This window comes from Okeania hirsuta (assembly GCF_003838195.1).
Lineage (GTDB): Bacteria > Cyanobacteriota > Cyanobacteriia > Cyanobacteriales > Microcoleaceae > Okeania > Okeania hirsuta.
Genome location: NZ_RCBY01000001.1, coordinates 79,627 through 98,007, shown reverse-complemented (window position 1 = coordinate 98,007; position 18,381 = coordinate 79,627). Strand labels below are relative to the sequence as shown.

The 18,381-nt window shown below is 37.4% G+C and carries 14 protein-coding genes; 5 read left to right on the top strand and 9 right to left on the bottom strand.

Features of this window, described 5'->3' with window-relative positions:
• Positions 1-177: 177 nt before the first annotated feature.
• Positions 178-801, bottom strand: a complete 624-nt coding sequence (locus D5R40_RS00375) for a ribonuclease D (protein WP_124143280.1) — start codon at positions 799-801, stop codon at positions 178-180.
• Positions 802-1,406: 605 nt separating this feature from the next.
• Entirely contained in the window at positions 1,407-1,865 is a 459-nt protein-coding gene (locus D5R40_RS00370) for an EVE domain-containing protein (RefSeq protein ID WP_124143279.1), read from the bottom strand.
• A gap of 54 nt (positions 1,866-1,919) precedes the next feature.
• Between D5R40_RS00370 and D5R40_RS40620 the strand changes: the two genes are divergently transcribed.
• Together D5R40_RS40620 and D5R40_RS00365 are read left to right on the top strand one after the other, a co-directional pair.
• Positions 1,920-2,054 (top strand): hypothetical protein, encoded by a 135-nt coding sequence (locus D5R40_RS40620; protein ID WP_275670277.1) that lies wholly within the window; start codon positions 1,920-1,922, stop codon positions 2,052-2,054.
• A 388-nt stretch (positions 2,055-2,442) separates the two neighbouring features.
• Positions 2,443-3,090: a Uma2 family endonuclease gene (locus D5R40_RS00365; RefSeq protein ID WP_124143278.1), complete on the top strand. Its 648-nt coding sequence runs from the start codon at positions 2,443-2,445 to the stop codon at positions 3,088-3,090.
• 380 nt (positions 3,091-3,470) lie between these two features.
• Here D5R40_RS00365 and D5R40_RS00360 read toward each other — a convergent pair whose 3' ends face one another.
• Complete coding sequence (locus D5R40_RS00360; RefSeq protein WP_124143277.1) at positions 3,471-5,861, bottom strand: ATP-binding cassette domain-containing protein; 2,391 nt, start codon at positions 5,859-5,861, stop codon at positions 3,471-3,473.
• 426 nt (positions 5,862-6,287) lie between these two features.
• Here D5R40_RS00360 and D5R40_RS00355 point away from each other — a divergent pair, with 426 nt between their 5' ends.
• Complete coding sequence (locus D5R40_RS00355) at positions 6,288-7,610, top strand: D-alanyl-D-alanine carboxypeptidase (RefSeq protein WP_124143276.1); 1,323 nt, start codon at positions 6,288-6,290, stop codon at positions 7,608-7,610.
• A gap of 499 nt (positions 7,611-8,109) precedes the next feature.
• Here D5R40_RS00355 and D5R40_RS00350 read toward each other — a convergent pair whose 3' ends face one another.
• The 4 genes from D5R40_RS00350 to D5R40_RS00335 all read right to left on the bottom strand — a co-directional run bounded on the left by D5R40_RS00350 (position 8,110) and on the right by D5R40_RS00335 (position 11,310).
• The gene (locus D5R40_RS00350; RefSeq protein WP_124143275.1) at positions 8,110-8,820 is read right to left on the bottom strand and encodes a TIGR00266 family protein; all 711 of its coding nucleotides are present in this window, start codon (positions 8,818-8,820) and stop codon (positions 8,110-8,112) included.
• A 414-nt stretch (positions 8,821-9,234) separates the two neighbouring features.
• Positions 9,235-9,636 carry an oligosaccharide flippase family protein gene (locus D5R40_RS00340; RefSeq protein WP_205127226.1) on the bottom strand — a complete coding sequence of 134 codons (402 nt, stop codon included), beginning with the start codon at positions 9,634-9,636 and terminating at the stop codon, positions 9,235-9,237.
• Between the two features lie 257 nt (positions 9,637-9,893).
• On the bottom strand, positions 9,894-10,031 hold the full coding sequence (locus D5R40_RS34265; RefSeq protein ID WP_161564330.1) for a hypothetical protein: 138 nt from the start codon (positions 10,029-10,031) through the stop codon (positions 9,894-9,896).
• 55 nt (positions 10,032-10,086) lie between these two features.
• The gene (locus D5R40_RS00335) at positions 10,087-11,310 is read right to left on the bottom strand and encodes a DUF1460 domain-containing protein (protein ID WP_124143274.1); all 1,224 of its coding nucleotides are present in this window, start codon (positions 11,308-11,310) and stop codon (positions 10,087-10,089) included.
• Positions 11,311-11,394: 84 nt separating this feature from the next.
• Here D5R40_RS00335 and D5R40_RS00330 point away from each other — a divergent pair, with 84 nt between their 5' ends.
• Positions 11,395-12,885: a protein kinase domain-containing protein gene (locus D5R40_RS00330; protein ID WP_240041520.1), complete on the top strand. Its 1,491-nt coding sequence runs from the start codon at positions 11,395-11,397 to the stop codon at positions 12,883-12,885.
• Positions 12,886-13,147: 262 nt separating this feature from the next.
• Entirely contained in the window at positions 13,148-13,372 is a 225-nt protein-coding gene (locus tag D5R40_RS34260) for a hypothetical protein (RefSeq protein ID WP_124143272.1), read from the top strand.
• Positions 13,373-14,204: 832 nt separating this feature from the next.
• On the opposite strand, the gene argZ is transcribed toward D5R40_RS34260, so the two are convergent.
• Entirely contained in the window at positions 14,205-16,316 is a 2,112-nt protein-coding gene (gene argZ, locus D5R40_RS00320; RefSeq protein WP_124143271.1) for a bifunctional arginine dihydrolase/ornithine cyclodeaminase, read from the bottom strand.
• 1,119 nt (positions 16,317-17,435) lie between these two features.
• Positions 17,436-18,317, bottom strand: a complete 882-nt coding sequence (locus D5R40_RS00315; protein ID WP_124143269.1) for a hypothetical protein — start codon at positions 18,315-18,317, stop codon at positions 17,436-17,438.
• Positions 18,318-18,381 lie beyond the last annotated feature (64 nt).

Sequence of the window (18,381 nt, the reverse complement as noted above, 5' to 3'; positions counted from 1 at the left end):
CGCCCCTCCCAAACCAATTTATTCAATAACAGGACTTACACACGGACACTAATCAAGTCAGGGTTGATGACTTTCAGCCCTACATTTACGGTGGCATTGCGGAGCAATATTGACCCATATTTTTGCATTGAAAATAGTAGAAAAAAGACAAATATTGCCCCGCAAATCCCAATTTAATTAATGCTCAAAAATATCTTTATACTGCAATAAATCTAATCCCACAAACACGGGTAAACATTCAAAACACTGTTGTGCTAATTCCCATCTTTCCTCTCGTTTCAACATTTTAATTAACTTCTCTTTGACACTCAATAAATACCGCACATCATTAGCAGCATAACTCAATTGTTCCTCCGTTAAATTTTCTGCATTTCCCCAATCAGAACTTTGAGCAGATTTATCTAACTCTACTTTTTCTAATTCCATTACTAAGTCTTTTAAACCATGTTTACCTGTATAAGTTCGTGCCAACTTACTGGCAATTTTGGTACAGAAAATTGGGGAAACTTTAATGTCTAAATGATGCTGCAACATTGCTACATCAAACCTAGCAAAATGAAATATTTTAACTATTCCAGTTGCCTCCATTAATTGTTTTAAATTCGGTGCTTCTTGTTGCCCTTTTTCAATCCGAATTGCTGTAACTTTGCCTTGAGCATCGCATAACTGGACTAAACATAAGCGATCGCGCCAGGGCAACAATCCCATAGTTTCTGTATCCACTGCAATACTATCTGCTTGCAAATAATCAGATAATATGGCCTCCGTTAAATCGCGATCGCATACTTGAAAATCACTCATTACTCACTTGATAATTACTAATATTTTTTAGACTGAACAATTATATCAAATTTGCTTGCTTTTGCGTCAGTCCAGTAGGGTGTGTTAGCAAAGCGTAACGTACCAGACACACTTAAATGTTGCTACAAAAAAATCAGGTTCAGTAGGGTGTGTTAGCAAAGCGTAACGTACCAGACACACTTAAATGTTGCTACAAAAAAATCAGTCAAACCTTGCTATAACAAAAGTTATACCAAAAAATCTAATGCACACTTTTAGCTGTGTCAGTCTACTACGACTGGACTGTGGGATGGTGCGTTACCGAATAATTAATAATTAATAATTAATAATTAAATAATTCGCGCCTTGAAACCTCCCCTTTTAAGGGGAAAAAAGCGGTCGATCTTCGTAGCTTCCCGAAGGGTGGGATGGCGATCTTCGGAGCGGGTCTGCAAGAACGGGTCTCCTCGCCATATCCAATTGACTAAGAGAAGAAATAATATTTCCTTATATTCAATTCCGTAACGGTTTTAACCAGAGGTAATTATCAATTATCCATTATCAATTAATGAATAACGCACCCTACTGGACTAATTTATCGGCACAGAAGAATATAGTAAATTAGCTTAAAAACCATCTTTCATTACTAAAATTTTCTCTGCCACATTTTGAGCAACAGGCATTACGGATAACCTATTTCCTTTCTTAGTAACTAACAATTCATCTGGGCTAAATTCTTGCTTCAAAATAGCCAAAGATATTAATTGAGGAAACTCTTCTACAAATTCCACAAAAACAGTTTGCCACCGAGGCGAATTAGGAGTAGATTTTGGGTCAAAATATTGGCTTTTTGGGTCAAATTGAGTAGGGTCAGCAATGCCACTTTCTAATATTTTTACTAATCCAATAATGCCAGGAGGTACAGTATTAGAATGATAGAAAAATGCTAAATCTCCCGGATTAATTTGTCGCAAAAAATTCCGAGCTTGATAATTTCTCACTCCATCCCAAATACAAGTTTTTTCATGTTTCATATCTGAGATGCTGTAAGTTTTTGGTTCAGATTTCATTAGCCAATATTTCATTATGTGTTTAAAAATGATATATTATTATTTGAATACTTAAATATAAACACTACTATGAAAAATATAGTAGATCAAGCTAAGTCTAATAACAACAATCAACTAGCGATCGCTATTTTTGGCTATAATATCATGTTCCCCCTCCGCTATAATATCATGTTCCCCCTCCGGGGGAGCTACGCTAATGGTTGAATACTTATAAATAACTATTGTAAGCAGTCAGGAGTGAGGTAGGGGAGCGGTCGGATTGGCGACGTACAGGAGTCAGGAGGTAAGAAAGGAGAAAAAGAGAAAATATTGGTATTGGGGGTATTGATAATTTCAGTATTTATTTGGTACTGTCGGTACTGTCAGTCCTTAAATTTTATTTATAACTGACCCGTCCGCAATTCGTAGCTCACCCGGAGGGATAACATGATATAATATAGAGAAAATAAATGAATATAAAAACTACTCAAACAAATTCTTTTTCGTTAAAGATAAATATTCTCAAGCTGAAAAATGGTTAGATAGAGTTAATTCTTAAAAGAGCGATCGCTAACCTGATCTAAAATATAAAATATACCTTTTCCGACAAAACATGAGCAAAACCCAAACTCAACTACTCACAGAAACTTGGATAACAGCAACTTGGGAACAATACATCCAAACTCTTGAAGACCCAAGTTATGAAAAAGCCAAAGTTTACTACCACAAAGGAAAACTCAGAATAGAAATGTCACCATTAGGAAATGACCACGCTAGTGACCACACAGTTATCATTACTGCAGTTGGTCTCTTTGCTGCTACCAAAAACATTGATCTAAATGGTAAAGATAATTGTACCTACCGCAAAACAGGATATCAAGCAACTCAACCCGATGTTTCCTATTACATTGGGGAAAATGCTGATGTTATTCCTTGGGGAAGTTCTATTATTGACCTAGATATTTATCCCTCACCAACTCTAGTTATTGAAGTTGCCAATACTTCCCTCCCTGATGATAAAGGGGAAAAGCGTTTGCTGTACGAAGCACTGAATATTGCTGAATATTGGATAGTTGATGTCCAGAATGTAGAAATTATTGCCTTTGCTGTTGCTGACGGTGGTAGTAGAAAAATCGATCGGTCTCAAGTTTTGCCTGGTTTAGACATTTCTTTATTAGAGGAAGCACTTCAGCGCACTCGTCAAACAAATCAAACTCAAGTTTATGCTTGGTTATTAAATCAGTTTCAAAATAGGGAGTAGGGAAATGAATCATGGATAATGAAAACTATCTCTAATTAGGGTTTGCGCTCAAAAGTCTTTTAGTAGGGGTAGGAGACAACCCACCCCTCGCCCCTCCCCCTCCCAGGAGGGGAGACATGGGAATGAGCGAGGAGGTAGGAGTAACAATTGTCAATTTGGGATTTTTCTGCCCAACTATGAGCTTAAAATACGCTCCATGCATGAGCATAAACAGCTGAAAAATTTGCACTGCAATTCGACCCCAAAAAGGCACTTGTCTTTATATGTCAATGCTTTTAGATTTATTCAGCAGAGCAATAATTATCAATTATCCATTATCCGTTGGTAATGAGAGACTTTAAATCTCTAGGGATTAATTATTAATTATTAATAATTAATTATCATACAATATCTTTCCTCTTCTGAAACCAAATAGTAAAGCCTAAATAAATCAGCGAATGTAAACATAAAGCTCCCCAACTTATCCCTAAATTTTCCCAGTTAAGGTTGTAAACATCTGAACCAGAAAATGGTAATGGAACGGTACTTCCATTTGGTAATTTAGTTGCTTCTGGCACCATATTATTAACATTTACAAGTGCCCCATAAGCAGCTACAGACCAACGACTTAACATTAGCCAAGAAAATTTACTAGCTATACCTGTCATTTCAAATAAAACACCAGAAAAAATAATTTGAGGTAGCAATATTAAGGGTAAAGCACTATTAGCTTGAGAACCATTTTTCACAATAGATGAAATCATTAATCCCAGACTAATACAGCTTATTAATGTTAAAAAAGTGGTAATACTAACTCCTATAGGCCATGAAATTAATTCTGGCTGGGGATTTTCAAATCCCAGTATTACTACTACTACTATTAATAGAGTTTGCAGAGTTGCTAATAATCCTAGAACTATTAATTTTGAGCTGAGATAAGCAAATAATCCTAAGTTAACTAATCTTTCCCGAATATAAATAGCTGATTCTTTGACTATTTCTTGCAGAGAACTAGACAGACTAACCCATAAACAAGCACAGGTAAATACAAATAATACTCGCAAAGCTAAAGGAGCTAAGGTAGGTTCTGGGTCGCCAATTAATGGATTTTTATCTCTAACTGCAAATAAAATTAAACTAATACCAATAGGGGCAGTAAATAAAGCTAAACCTAAGTTAATGGGGTCGCGAATAGTTAATTGAAAATATCGTTGAATTAAAATAAAAAGTTGTTTCCAAAAAGAAGTAGGTTGTTGTTTAGGGGGTAAATTAGTAGGGGATTTTAAATTATCGATACTGAGATGATTGGCAATATAACGTCGATAATATTCTGATTGACGAAAATTATTTACCCACTCATTAATATTTTCATCACTGGTTTCTAGTTCGTTATAAATATCAGCAAAATCACCAGTATTGACAGAGAAAAAAGTCATAGCTTCTCTCGAGGATCCAAAATAACATAAACGCCCTCCTCTACCTAAAAAAACTACTCGGTCGCAAATTCTAATATTAGCTGTGGCATGGGTGACTAAGATAATTGTTCGTCCTTGATTTGCCAATTTTCTTAATAGTTGCATCATTTTTTTATCTAAACCTGGGTCTAGTCCTGATGTCGGTTCATCTAAGAAAAATAATTTGGGGTCTGCTAATAATTCCACACCAATACTTACCCTTTTTCTCTGTCCTCCACTTAACTGACTAACTAATACATTTTTCCTCTCTTTCATCTCTATTTGTTCTAGAGTTTTTTCGACTACTTCCTTAATATTAATATCCGGCGGTAATCGCAATTTTGCCGCATAATTTAAAACCTCCAATACTGTTAATTCTCGATGAATAATATCATCTTGAGGAACATAACCAATTTGAGTCCGATAGATATTGAAATTATTCCTTAAATCTTCACCATTAATATAAACTTTGCCTTTAGTTGTAGGGTCTATTCCTAATAATGTTCGCATCAAAGTTGATTTACCAGTGCCACTACCTCCCACCAAGGCCACAAACTGTCCTGGTTCGATCGCAAAGGAGATATCATTTAGCAAAACTCGTGTTTTTCCTCGTTGGTCTCTGACTATTCTAAATAGGCGATCGGCATCAATACGAATTTGATTTCCAGGGTCAAAAACTTCTAGGCGATCGCCACGCCTAATTAGAGTAAAAGGTCCTATTTTGACGACCGCTCCTTCAGTCAAAACAATAGAGTTTTTAACTCGCACCCCATTGACAAAAACGCCATTGGTACTATAGTCGTGTAAAACGTAATTACCCTGACCATTAGGTTCAATGGTGGCATGACTACGAGAAACAATGGGAGCATCCAATTCCAGAGTTGCATCAGGATCGCGACCAAGTAAAACTGATCGATCTTTTAAAGATATTGAGCGCGTTTTTGGTAAAGATGCTATAGTTATGGGATTATTAGGATCGAAATATTTCAGCAAGATTTGGTTTTGGGGGTCGAGACCAATTTTGATTTCCATGCCATTCTCTAGAAGATGACCTTCAGATGGAGTGATGCGAGTACGGTCTAGAAATAATCCATTGGTACTTGCTCGATGACCGTCACCATCATAAATATAGTAGCGATCGTCAATTTTCCTGATAGTGGCGTGGTAACTAGATATAACTAACCAACCAGAAGGTACTACAAGATCGGCGTGGAGGCGATCGCGCCCTAATATATGATTGTCTTGTGTCAGTTGGAAAGTGATAATTTGGCCTTGATTACTTAATTCTATATAAGGATTATTACTTAAAAGGGTAGTTTGCCCTGTTTTTTTATTCATACTTAATATTAGATTTTAGATTCTCTTGCACAAATTGACAAAAACTATTTATATTTAATCAGAAGTGGGTAATAAGTTCTAGTTGAATCTACAATTTATTCTGTTAAGTTGAGCATAAAATAGACGATTGTTTCGGGCAAAATTTATTGCTAAATTAACTATATTATTTATCTAAAAAAAAATCTAATCAAACAAAGTCAAAGTATCAATATTTGATTATTTTTTGATATGGCAGTGGAAAGAAAGGACGCGGACAGATAAAAAGGTTAAAACTCAGAAAACGCCAGATTTTTCCTTCTGTTGTAGATAACTACAATCTTCTTACTTATTACTTCTTCCTTCTGCTATGTAAACTGCTAAAATGCCAGACAGAGTTAACTATAGTATAATCTCTAGATATTACTGCAATAAATGAAGACGAAACTAATGCTAAAAAAAATTTTTATAACTACTATCTGTATGGCGTTATCTTTAGCTGGGTGTAAATCACCTGAACCAGAAATACCATCTCCTTCTCCTGAAACCACACCTTCCCCAAAAGTATCAATTGAAATTCCGGAAAAACCCTTAACACTACCTCCAGATAATCCTGAAAAAATAGCCTCTACTCAAGTACAAACATATCTTAGTAGATTAGCAAATCAAGGATTTTCTCAACAAAATCAAGGAATATGGATACAATCAAATGATACTTTATTAGCAAATTATCAAGGTACAATTCCTTTACCAGCAGCTTCAATTACTAAAGTAGCAACTTCTTTAGTAGCCTTAAAAACTTTCAATCCCGACCATCAATTTATTACTTTAATTGGCACAACAGGTACAATTGAAAATGGCGTTTTAAATGGAGATTTAGTCATTCAAGGAGGAGAAGATCCATTTTTTGTATGGGAAGAAGCGATCGCTATTGGTAATTTATTAAATCAAATGGGGATTCAAAGAGTTACTGGAAATCTAATTATTACTGGCAAATTTTACATGAACTTTGAATCTAATCCTCAGACTGCTGGTAATTTATTGAAACAAGGATTAAACAGTCAAATTTGGTCTTCAGAAGTTTTAAATCAATATCAGACTTTGCCTCCAGGTACAGCAAAACCACAAGTAATAATTGATGGGGTTGTAGCAGTTTCTCTTACTCATAGTGAAAATATTAAACTATTAGTTAGACATTATTCTTTTCCGATGGCTGAACTGGTGAAAAAGATGAATCAATATAGCAATAATTTAATGGCAGATATGTTAGCTGAAGCGGTGGGAGGCTATCAAGTAGTTGCGGAAAAAGCAGCTCAATTTGTAGGAGTACCAAAAGAGGAAATTACATTAATTAATGGTTCTGGTTTAGGAGAAGAAAATCGTATTTCTCCTCGCGCTGCTACGGGAATGTTTCTAGCAATAGATAAATATCTTCAGCAATATAATATGAATGTGGCAGATGTATTTGTTATTGTAGGTAAAGATAAAGGTATTTTAGATGAACGTAAACAACTTCCAAATTTGGCAGTAGTTAAGTCTGGAACCCTGGATTATGTTAGTGCTTTAGCAGGAGCTTTACCAACAAAAGAAAAGGGAGTTGTTTGGTTTACAATTCTGAACAAAGGAGCTAGTGTAACAGAGTTACGCAACCAGCAAGAAATTTTACTTAAAGATGTTTTAAATAACTGGGGTTATGTTGATTTATCACCAGCAAACTTAACAGCTAATCCTGAGAGAAAAACTAAAACTTCTCGTAGTGAAATTATACAATAGGGAGTAGGGGAGCGGATAGGGAGGTTGCGTACAAGGTCTGTAGAGGAGTAGTCAAAACATGAATAATTAGGGTTTGCTGAAAAAGTATGAGTAGGGACGTTGCATCCAACGTCCGTACAGAGTCAGAATAAATAGGAGTTATAGAGGATCTACCAGGAAGAATAGTCCCTTGATTTTTCTGCTGTAGTGAGCATTAAAGGCTCACTTTTTGAACCTGAATGACCTAAAAACTTACACTTTTTAAGAACCTAAAAAGGCTAAAAATTTATCTGTCAATACTTTTAGATTTAATCAGCAGAGCAATAATTAACAAGCTTCTGCTTAATAAGGTTAATAATTATCAAAAAGGTCATTTTGCCTGTTAATTACTCAAGTAAATCATTATTTTTTTCAAATTGGTATTAGACATCTCCAATAATAAAAAATAAAATCAATTATTTCTCCCTACTCTTGAGGGACTTTGCATACAACGTCCCTACTACTTCCTACTCCCTATTTTCTAAGAAATTGACTGCTGAACAGGTGCAGCAGCAACAATTTTTAGTGCCATAGTTGAAAGAGGTAAACTTTGTATATAAACTAAACCAGGACCCGTTAGTTTAGTTAAAAATAAACCCTCTCCAGCAAATACAATATTCTTCAAACCACCCATCATTTCAATCTCATATTTTATCGACGTAGAAAAACCAACAACTGCACCAGTTTCTACCCGTAATTCTTCCCCGTCAGCTAAATTTTTTTCTACAATTGTACCACCAGCATGAACAAAAGCTAATCCATTTCCCTGTAATTTTTGCAGGATAAAACCTTCTCCACCGAAGAAACCAGCACCCACCTTTTTAGTAAAAGCAATTTCAATATCAATACCATTAGCAGCACATAGAAAAGAACTAGATTGACATAAAAATTCTCCACCTAATTCCGTTAAATTTAAAGGAATAACTTGCCCTGGATAGGGAGCAGCAAAAGCAACTCTAGCTTTACCTGTACCTCGATTGAAAAAAGTGGTAATCATAAAACTTGCCCCAGTCAACATTCGCTTAAAACCTTTCCAAGCACCACCACCAGTGGTAGTTTGCATTTCAATGCCTTGTTCCATATAGGTCATTGCTCCTGCTTCTGCTCTAACTCCTTCTTCAGGGTCAAGTTCAATTTCTACTAATTGTAGAGATTCTCCTTTGATTTCATAGTCAATAATATCAGCGGCCATAATACATACATATCCTTAAAATTATTGATCTTATAACATTCAGGACTTACGCAAAATATCAAATCATAAACCTTCTGTAGGGGCGAATGGCCATTCGCCCCTACTAGATAGCGGTGCAACCCCGCGTCGGCGTCAGACGCAAAGGAACGCGCACCAAGAGATGGTGGTTCTGCATAAGTCCTGATCATAAAAAATAAAATCAATCTCATACGCATAAATCATCAATTATTTCCCCCGACTTCCGACTCCCTCTTTTAGCAAAAAAACTATAAAAAACCGAAGGGTAAATACCTAAATGCTTAATCACTAGGAAACTAAGCCAGATATTCCACATCGCCATAGTCAAGCTAGTAGTGATCGCTGCTCCAATGGAACCAAAGATAGGAATTAATACTCCATTCAAAACAATATTAACTAAAGCAGCATAACCATAAATAACTTAACTAAAGTCTGTAATGGCACCAACCAAATCACAATTAGAAGTGGTTTTGCATAGGCAAAGCTGTGATAATGGTTGAGCAATAAAATTAGACCCGTGGTAACTAAACACAAAAAGACACTACTCAATATGGTCAGTAACAAGCTGCCACGCATAATACCGCCCAAACGCCACCAATCTTGCTTAACTCGGTATTCGGAAATTAAGCGCAATACCGTGCGAGGGAAACCCAATCCTGCTGGAATTGCTAAGAGTAATGACCAAGAGATGACATATTCATAAATTCCGTACTCAGTTTTACCCATCCATCGGGCTAGAAATACTTTAGAGTTGTTGGGAATTAAGCCAAAAAAATGGCTAAAACCCTTATCAGTCAAAGTTTATAGCATTCTTTATACCTAAAATCGTAAAAGCCTTATATGGTAAGCTTTTGAGCATTGTTCAACTTTTATTTCCCAACAACTCTTTTAACTAAGTAGATCAGCAATAACCCTGTTAATTGAATAACGGTACTTTGATATTTTTTACAGCGAAAATGCCTTTAAAGCTAGTAGGGGCAAGGGAAATACGTTGCTCTGGTTCAAAATGGCTCAAACCTAGATATATCAGGAAAAAGGTTGGTTAAATGTAAAACCTAGACTATATAAGGGTTTGATGCTGTTCTTAACATATTTTTTGCCAAAGTACCGATAATCAAGGCTACTTTAACATCTTTAACTAGAGCGCTGAAATTGAAACTGTCTGAATTTGCTGATAGTGAAGTTTGAGTCATAGATGCTGATTTTTTTGATTACGCAAAAGATGAAACTATACACCACCTGTAGGGGTTAACGACCGTTAACCCCTACTACTTCTCTTGGATCGACGGGTCTTGCCACTAAAATACCAATGGCACTTTCCACATTCCAAATATATCTTTCTAAATCATAAGCAACCGTTACTTTTCCCGCAGGGGAAGCATGAATCAAACCAATATTACCATCAGAATTACGATAAACTAAACCAGTATGAGTCACATCTAAGCCATTAATTTCTGTTGCTACGGCGACTATATCTCCCGCTTTTAACTGAGAATAAACGGTACTAATTTTATAGTAAGGAATATAATTAATTTTCAGTTTACTGATACTATCTTCCATACTAACAATACATTGATAATTAGCATCATTCCTAGCAATTTGTGGATACTTAAATCTATTTTTACTCATAAAAAATAATTGCTTATTTACCCTTTCACCACCTAATTCAACACCGATATCTATAACAGTTCCACGTCTTTGATTATCAGCAATCCATTCAGAAAAATAATGTAAACGGCTGCAATATCCATCCATTTTACCTTTCCAGTAACGCTGGTTTCTAATGTTATTAATAAAGGTCAAATAAGCATAATCTTCCATTGCTATTCCCCTAGCCATTGCCAAGACAGTTTCCACAAATAATACACAATCAAATCCATCTAAACTAATAACTAAAGATTCTTGATTTGATTGGTCTAATAATCCAGCCTTGTAGGGAGCACCAATAAAATAATCAGCGATCGCCTGCATAATTTCTGCCATCGGACGTTGAGAAAGATTTTGTTTTATAGCATATTCCATCACTGGTTTAAACTGAGGATCTTCGGGAATATTATTAGCTGATGGTTTTTTAATTCTTTTGTCTCCAACACTTTTATTTAACTGAACATCAATTACTGGTCTTGTCGGAGGTTGAGAAGGACCTATAGGTGCTTCTTTTAAAATATTTTGCCTTGATAAAATAGATAATTTTGATGATTTTTTTTCATCAATATCTAGAGATTTTAAAGTAGTATCATCAAATTGAACTATACGAAAATTAGATAGTTTTTCTGAAGCAGATAATTGTGAATTAATATTATTTTTATTGTCAGATTTTATTTTGCGATTATCCCGAACATTAGCAATATATTTAGTCTGTAAATTAACACTATTTTGAGCAGCATTAATCTTATTCACAATAGATAAAATTCCTGTATTGCTGCCAGTAATCGCTACTGTTAAAATAATTAACTTTAATAATTTTCTCATTTTTGATAAGGATTATTAGCTAATAAGTATGTTATCCTGAATTAAAACAAATGGGTAATAATTCCTGATGTGAAACCGACAGTTTTGAACAATCGCTATCAAGTTATACAAGCACTCAGTAGTGGTGGGTTCGGAGAAACCTTTTTAGCTCAAGATACCCAAATGCCTTCAGGCCGCTACTGTGTAATTAAGCAACTTAAAGTAGTTACAAATAATCCCGAAATTTACCAACAGGTATTGCAACGTTTCCAACGAGAGGCGGCCATTTTAGAAGAATTAGGGGAGACTAATAGCCAAATACCCAAGTTGTATGCTTATTTTAGTGATACAGCAGGTCGATTTTACCTGGTACAAGAATGGATAGAGGGAGAAACTCTAGGGAAAAAAGTAAAAACTACAGGCCCAATGACAGATGGTGATGTTCAGAAAATTCTGATTAGTTTACTATCGGTTATTAATTATATACATAGCAGAAATATTATTCATCGGGATATTAAACCGGAAAATATTATTTTGCGCCAACAGGATGACTTGCCAGTTTTAATAGATTTTGGGGCAGTAAAAGATTCTATTAGCACAGCAATTAATTCTCAAAATACGACACCTATTTCTATGATGATTGGTACTCCTGGATATATGGCTTTTGAACAAGCAGCAGGACGACCAGTTTATGCCAGCGATTTATATAGTTTAGGACTAACAGCCATTTTTCTACTAACAGGAAGAGTTCCCCAAGATTTAGAAATGGATTTACAAACAGGGAAAATTATTTGGCAAAAATATACGAGTAATTTAACTTCTAAATTAGCAGGAATTTTAGACCGAGCAATTCAACCTAATATTAACGATCGCTTTGCTACATCTACAGAAATGTTAGATGCTTTAAAGTCTAATTCAACTCAGGTTTTTACTAATGAAAAAACTCCGTCATCTTCATCTTTAGTAGTAATCAATAATTCTGACACAGCGACAACTTTAAATTCACCTTTAGACCAATGTCTAGACCCTCCTTCAACTCAATTATCTATTAATCGCAAAACTTGGCAGAAAGCTGTGATTATTAGTGGTGCTATTGGCAGTTGTTTTTTGAGTAGTATTTTGCTCAAAAATGTCTTAAGCAAATCTCCCCAAACGGACTTAGAAATACCAAATATTCCCACACCACCCACCACCGAATTAGTAACATCAATTTCTCAACAACAAGCTCAAGAATTAATCCAGAATTGGTTAAAAGCAAAAAAAGAAATATTTGCTCCTCCCTATAACCGAAAACTTGCTGCTGAATTAACAACAGGAAAGGTATATGATAGTATAGTAGCCTCCAATGGAGCGATCGCCTGGTTAAAAGAAAATAATGCTTACTATCAGTATAGAGTACAAAAAATAGATAGTATTGAATATTTTTCTACTCAAGGAAATCAAGCCAAGATTCAAATTAAAGTTACTGAAGAATATCAACTTTTTAAAAATGATAAATTAGAAACTACAAGGTCAGGCTCTGCCCAACTAACAGTTATTTATAATTTGACATTTGTAGACGGCAAATGGAAAATAGCTACTTCTCAGATTATTTAGAAATAAAACTATAGTAATTCGTAGAAAAAAACAAGTATAGTTTACAAAGGGTGATAAATACTATATTTACTTCTTTGTTATTAAATTATTATACCAAATTTAAAAAAGGTAGTTATATTAAATTTGGTTGAACCGGAGTAATACTAAATCGGGTTTTACTAGTGGTCTGTCCCATTAATTTTGACGGGTAGGATAAATTTTTGAAACCTTAACTCTTGCGTCTTCTGTACAAAAACGCCAATCTACACAAACCGGGGTTGCATTGCGCTCACCCTGCCAAATTGAAACTTCTTTTTCTCATTTTTCTCAAGTTTCAGCATCTGGAATTCATAGATTTAAACATTGCCCTACAAGTACAGATAATATCAAATCCGGTAGCATCGGTATAAAATCTTTTGAAGTAGGAGTCAGGAGTCAACCCACCCCTCCCCCTCCCAGGAGGGGAAGGACTGAGTCAGGAGGGAAAAAATTTATGAAGATTTGGTAATGGTGAAGATAAAGAATGTTTTTATACCGAATTAAACGGATTTGATATAATTCAGATTCAAGCATCTTTAACCAACTACCATATTTTGGTGTATGTTGGATTTCGAGTTTTTTTGCAATTCTTCTGGCTTGCGCTAGTTCAAATACTTCATAGAACCCCCGATCGTATCTTTGCACGGGGTATGTGCTTTTGGCTGCCGTTCTTAGAACTCAGTCGGTGGTGAAGTCAGGAGATTCAGGAACGAGAATAGGGCCAAAAGCGGATGCAACCCCGCGCCCTTCGGGTATCTCTTTGCTCCGGAGGAGGAGCTACGCTAACAGAGACGCTTTGCGTACGGCAGTTGCGTGACTGTCGGCGGGATGCCTATCGGGCGGACGCAGGTTCCGCCTACAGCCCCTTGGGAACCCGCAGGGGGCACTGCACTCACCGCCCGATAGCGCACCAGGTAGCGCACCAAGCAGGTAGAAAAATGCTTCCATCTCCCCATCTCCTTATCTCTCCATCTCCCCACCTCCCTATCTTTTTTTAAATAGGGCTTGCTGATTAAATATAAAAGTCTTTACAGATAAAAGTTTTAGCCTTTTTAAGTATCAAAAAGTGCGAGGTTTTAGGTGGTAATGGTTCAATTAGGAGCGGATTTTGCTCAAGAGTTGGGCAGAAAAATTAAGGGACTATTCTTCCTACTATCTCCTCTATAATTCTCTGTTCCTCCTGTCTCCTGTCTCCAGTATAGCTGTCTCCTACCCCTACTAAAAGACTTTTTCAGCAAGCCCTAAATAGATATCAAATGGGTTCTATAAGTATTTAACCCGACATGATATAACTTCTAAAGTTATGCTTTAGCTACAGAATAAGGACTTGTCAACTGTTCCAACTGGGCAACCAATAAACTGAGGAACAAACCAACATCAGTCACAACTCCAACTGATTCAACGGAACCGCGATCGCTCAATTTAGTCACCACCGCCGGATTAATATCAACGCAAACCATCTTCACTCCAGCAGGTGTCATATTCCCCACCCCAATAGAATGCAACATAGTTGACAACATCAAAACCATATCAGCACCTTTCAACAACTCTGTATATTCTTCCTGTGCCTTAATCAAATCCATCTGAGTATCAGGCAGAGGTCCGTCATCACGAATCGAACCTGCTAAACAGAAGGGTACATTATTCTTAACACACTCATACATCACACCCTTTTTCAAAATACCAGTCTCAACTGCTTTAGCAATGCTACCACAACGCCGAATAGTATTAATAGTCTTCAGATGATGTCGATGCCCACCATGAACTGCAACTCCCTGTTTCATATCCACACCAAGAGAAGTTCCCATCAGTGATTGTTCAATATCGTGAACTGCTATAGCATTACCACCCAACAATGCTTGCACATATCCTTGACGAATCAAATGTGCTAAATGTTCACTACCACCAGTGTGAATCACCACTGGACCTGCTGTAACTACTATTTTGCCTCCACGATCGCGAACTTGCCGTAATTCCCAAGCCACTTGTTCAACAATCAATTCTACTCTACGTTCGCTAGAAACGCCAGCAGACATAAAACTGAACTCTTCTTTATTTCGTTTTTCACGGGATTCTGTTTTGCGGATAGAGCGAATACCTATGACATCTACCACGACTTTTTCGCCAATTTTTACATCCCGCAGCACTTTACATTTTGCTTGAATCTTACCGTCAGTTTCAGTAATGGCGATTGCTCCATCCATCCTTTGATTTTGTACTCGTATCCACTGACCTTTTACTCTAACTTCAGTAGGATAAATAGTAGATACATAAAAATCATCAGGGGCAACACCATCTTGTTCCACTGACTCCAATTTAGCATCCTCCACATCCTCAGTAGGCACTAATGCACCAATGTCAATGAGTTGACTCATTATTTCTTCCATGACCTCATGGGAAGGTGCAGAAACTTTGACTTCAGCGAGGGAAGTGCTTTGACGTTGTTCTCCGAGATTAAAGTTGAGGACTTTGAAACTACCCCCACCTTCAACTATTAAATCTAAAGCTTGGTTGATCAAACCAGAGTCCAGTAAATGTCCTTCCATACGAATGGTACGACTTTCAACTTGTACAACGGCATAACGATCGGGTATAATTGGCTCTGTAACTCTAAGAGTGAGGCATTTAGCTGCACCGCCTGCTTTGAGAAATTCACTTAGAAGTGTTTCAATGACGTTGAAACCTACTTCGGTAAGGAGTGATTTCAAGCTTTCACTCACCTTATTCATAATGATGGTTTGGTTGATGTTAACTGCGTTGCAGGCAAAGTTAACTGCATCTGCTTCTGCTACAGTTATTCGTTTTTCTGGTGGCACTCGCATTTCAATTAGGCGGTTGGAGTAAGAGTCGAATGCCGGAGGATAGTAAAGTAAGTAACCTCCTGTTAGAGGACAGAAGCAGGTATCAAGATGATAAAAACGCTCGTCTGTCAGTCTAAGTGATAGCACTTCGATGTCGAGCCATTTTGCCAGAAGTGGGTGGGAGTCTAATTCTGAACGGAAGCCATATCCTGCCCAGAGGTAACGACCTTCTCTATCTAGTAGTGCATCCCCCGCTCCTTCAAAGGGGAGGTCTTTGGGAAGTTCGTGAACGATAAAACCCTGATTTAGGAACCATTCTTTGAAATAGGGTTCTTCTCCTTGACGTTCCTTGTGGTAGAAACGGCTGAGAACAACAGTATTTCCAAGGATCAAACCTGCATTGGCAGTAAATACCATGTCAGGCCATCCTTTTTGAGGTGTTACTAGGTCTACGACCGCGTTTTCTTTAATAATGTCGTGGAGTTGATACCATTGTTCAACGGAGCGATCGCGTGAGGATTTATGAATATTTCCCTCCATCCAAGGATTAATTACATAGTCTACATCATAGTGGTCGGGGGCACACATCAGAAAGCGAATTGAATCATTCATAATTTATTACCGGGTAAATGTCCTGTATAGCGCAAGTCAGAAGTCAGAAGTAAGTAGGGGCGTTAGCGGCAGCTCTGCGTTAGCAAATGGCCATTCGCCCCTACAGAAGTAATCTCTGACGATCTTTTGAGCATTTAGGAATATCCTAAGCTTTACTTTGACTGCTATATATGGGTCTACTGAGTTTGTTTGATAGCCAATGGAAAACCCACTCCTAAATTATTTAGGAGTGGCATTTTAGTTTGAAAAGGCTAAGACTTTATATTATCACGGTAGGATTACATCAAATGCTGTTTGTATGGAATTGACATCCTCCCGACGTTGCTCTTAGGAGACAGCGCGGCATTCCCTAGCATCGCTGTCAGGGGCTTTCTGTTGCCTCTTGACAGAGGAGCTGCACTAACATAGCACCCACCTTCGGAGATTTACTCCCTTCGGGTCTAAAGGCGCGCTCCACAGACTGAAACTGCGAGTCCCGCAGCCTTCTTGGTGGGGGTTCCCTCTCTTGGTCAGCATTCCCTTGCGACTGGCGTCGTCGCGGGGTCTGACCGCTTGCGTCTGGCGCCGACGCGGGTTCCCATCCGCAAAATGTTTATACTTGCATTTATATTTCGATCATGGTGAATACCGCATTCTGGAGAATCCCACTCTCTTAATACTTAGAGGCAATTTTTTCACTACATGACTACAATTAGGGTTTGCGCTCAAAAGTCTTATGGGTAAGGGTAGGAGACAGGAGACAGGAGACAGGAGACAGGAGAAAAGGGTCGGGAGCGAGGAGGTAGGAGTAAGATAAGAATTGTCCCAAGATTGTTCTGCCCAACTATGAGCCTAAAATACGCTCCATGCAAGAGCGTGAAGAGCTGAAAACCAGGCACTGCAATTCGACCCCAAAAAGGCTAAAACCTTTATCTGTAAATACTTTTAGATTTAATCAGCAAGCCCCAATTAGAACAATCCGAGGCTCCCCTACGGGAGAACGCAGGTCTCCAACCAACGTTGAGATGAGAATTCTCAAAATAATTGGTTCGCGCGACCCCACCTTGATTGGCAAAATGTTTTTGGAGGCTTGCTCAAATCCCCATTACAAAAACAACTTCTGACTTCTGACTTCGTTAATTATGCTTCTTCTGCTGCACGCTGTATCAACTTTCTAGCTACAGATTGAGTGCCTGTATGTTGAAAGTAATTTGTGGTTTTATCTAGAAATGCAGCTACAACATCTAAAGCGTCATCGGAAAAGTCGATAAAGCCACCAATTTTGTCAAAAATACTTTCTGGGGTTAAACCAACTGACCCAACCAAGTTATCCATCCACCCTTGAACTGCTCCGAAGGTCTCACTAATAAAGCCAAATTTGTCATCTCCAGGAATGGTATCGCTAATTGCTCCAAAAACTGCATTATCTGCAAAAGCACTTTCACCTTCTCCATCAAGGGTATCTTGTACTTTTTGTAGGAAGTCTGGACCCAAAGGTATCAAACCATCAAGACAAACTAAGGCAGCCATTCGCATCAGAGATGGACCACTATACTCCTCAGTCAGGTTTGTGACAAATTCTCCTGGATTAAGAATTGGCAGACCATTGAGTTTACTATAAGCTATCAACTCTGCTACAATTTTTAGGCACAGGTCAATAGATTGAGTTGTGTCAGCTTTGGGAGTTAAGCCTCCTAAAAAGCTTAAAAAGGGGATTTTTTCACTGACTATTTCGGCCATAGCTGCTGCAGCAAGAGCGCCGTCTACATTATCAACTAGGTTGTAATACCATATAGCTCCCTGATATCCATTATCCGCATCATTGTATAGCTCAATAGCTTTATTGCGGATATCCATAATTCTATCTGCATCTGTCTCACCTGTAATTACTTCAATAGTTTTATCAAAACCTACTACATTTTCCCACTCGCCAGGTACTACGAAATCTAGAGCATTGAGTGTTTTGACCGTTAGATTATTACTCGGTAGTTGGTCTAGTAAATCAATGATTGAATCGCTCATTTTGACCCCTTTTGCTTTGTTAGTTGTTTGCGTTGTCGTTCTTGATTTTTGATTGTTGATTCTA

What these genes read in the sequence shown, in the direction of transcription:
- D5R40_RS00375 (WP_124143280.1), bottom strand. Translation starts at nt 801, where the DNA reads ATGAGTGATTTTCAAGTATGCGATCGCGATTTAACGGAGGCCATATTA.
- D5R40_RS00370 (WP_124143279.1), bottom strand. Translation starts at nt 1,865, where the DNA reads ATGAAATATTGGCTAATGAAATCTGAACCAAAAACTTACAGCATCTCA.
- D5R40_RS40620 (WP_275670277.1), top strand. Translation starts at nt 1,920, where the DNA reads ATGAAAAATATAGTAGATCAAGCTAAGTCTAATAACAACAATCAACTA.
- D5R40_RS00365 (WP_124143278.1), top strand. Translation starts at nt 2,443, where the DNA reads ATGAGCAAAACCCAAACTCAACTACTCACAGAAACTTGGATAACAGCA.
- D5R40_RS00360 (WP_124143277.1), bottom strand. Translation starts at nt 5,861, where the DNA reads ATGAATAAAAAAACAGGGCAAACTACCCTTTTAAGTAATAATCCTTAT.
- D5R40_RS00355 (WP_124143276.1), top strand. Translation starts at nt 6,288, where the DNA reads ATGCTAAAAAAAATTTTTATAACTACTATCTGTATGGCGTTATCTTTA.
- D5R40_RS00350 (WP_124143275.1), bottom strand. Translation starts at nt 8,820, where the DNA reads ATGGCCGCTGATATTATTGACTATGAAATCAAAGGAGAATCTCTACAA.
- D5R40_RS34265 (WP_161564330.1), bottom strand. Translation starts at nt 10,031, where the DNA reads ATGACTCAAACTTCACTATCAGCAAATTCAGACAGTTTCAATTTCAGC.
- D5R40_RS00335 (WP_124143274.1), bottom strand. Translation starts at nt 11,310, where the DNA reads ATGAGAAAATTATTAAAGTTAATTATTTTAACAGTAGCGATTACTGGC.
- argZ (WP_124143271.1), bottom strand. Translation starts at nt 16,316, where the DNA reads ATGAATGATTCAATTCGCTTTCTGATGTGTGCCCCCGACCACTATGAT.
- D5R40_RS00315 (WP_124143269.1), bottom strand. Translation starts at nt 18,317, where the DNA reads ATGAGCGATTCAATCATTGATTTACTAGACCAACTACCGAGTAATAAT.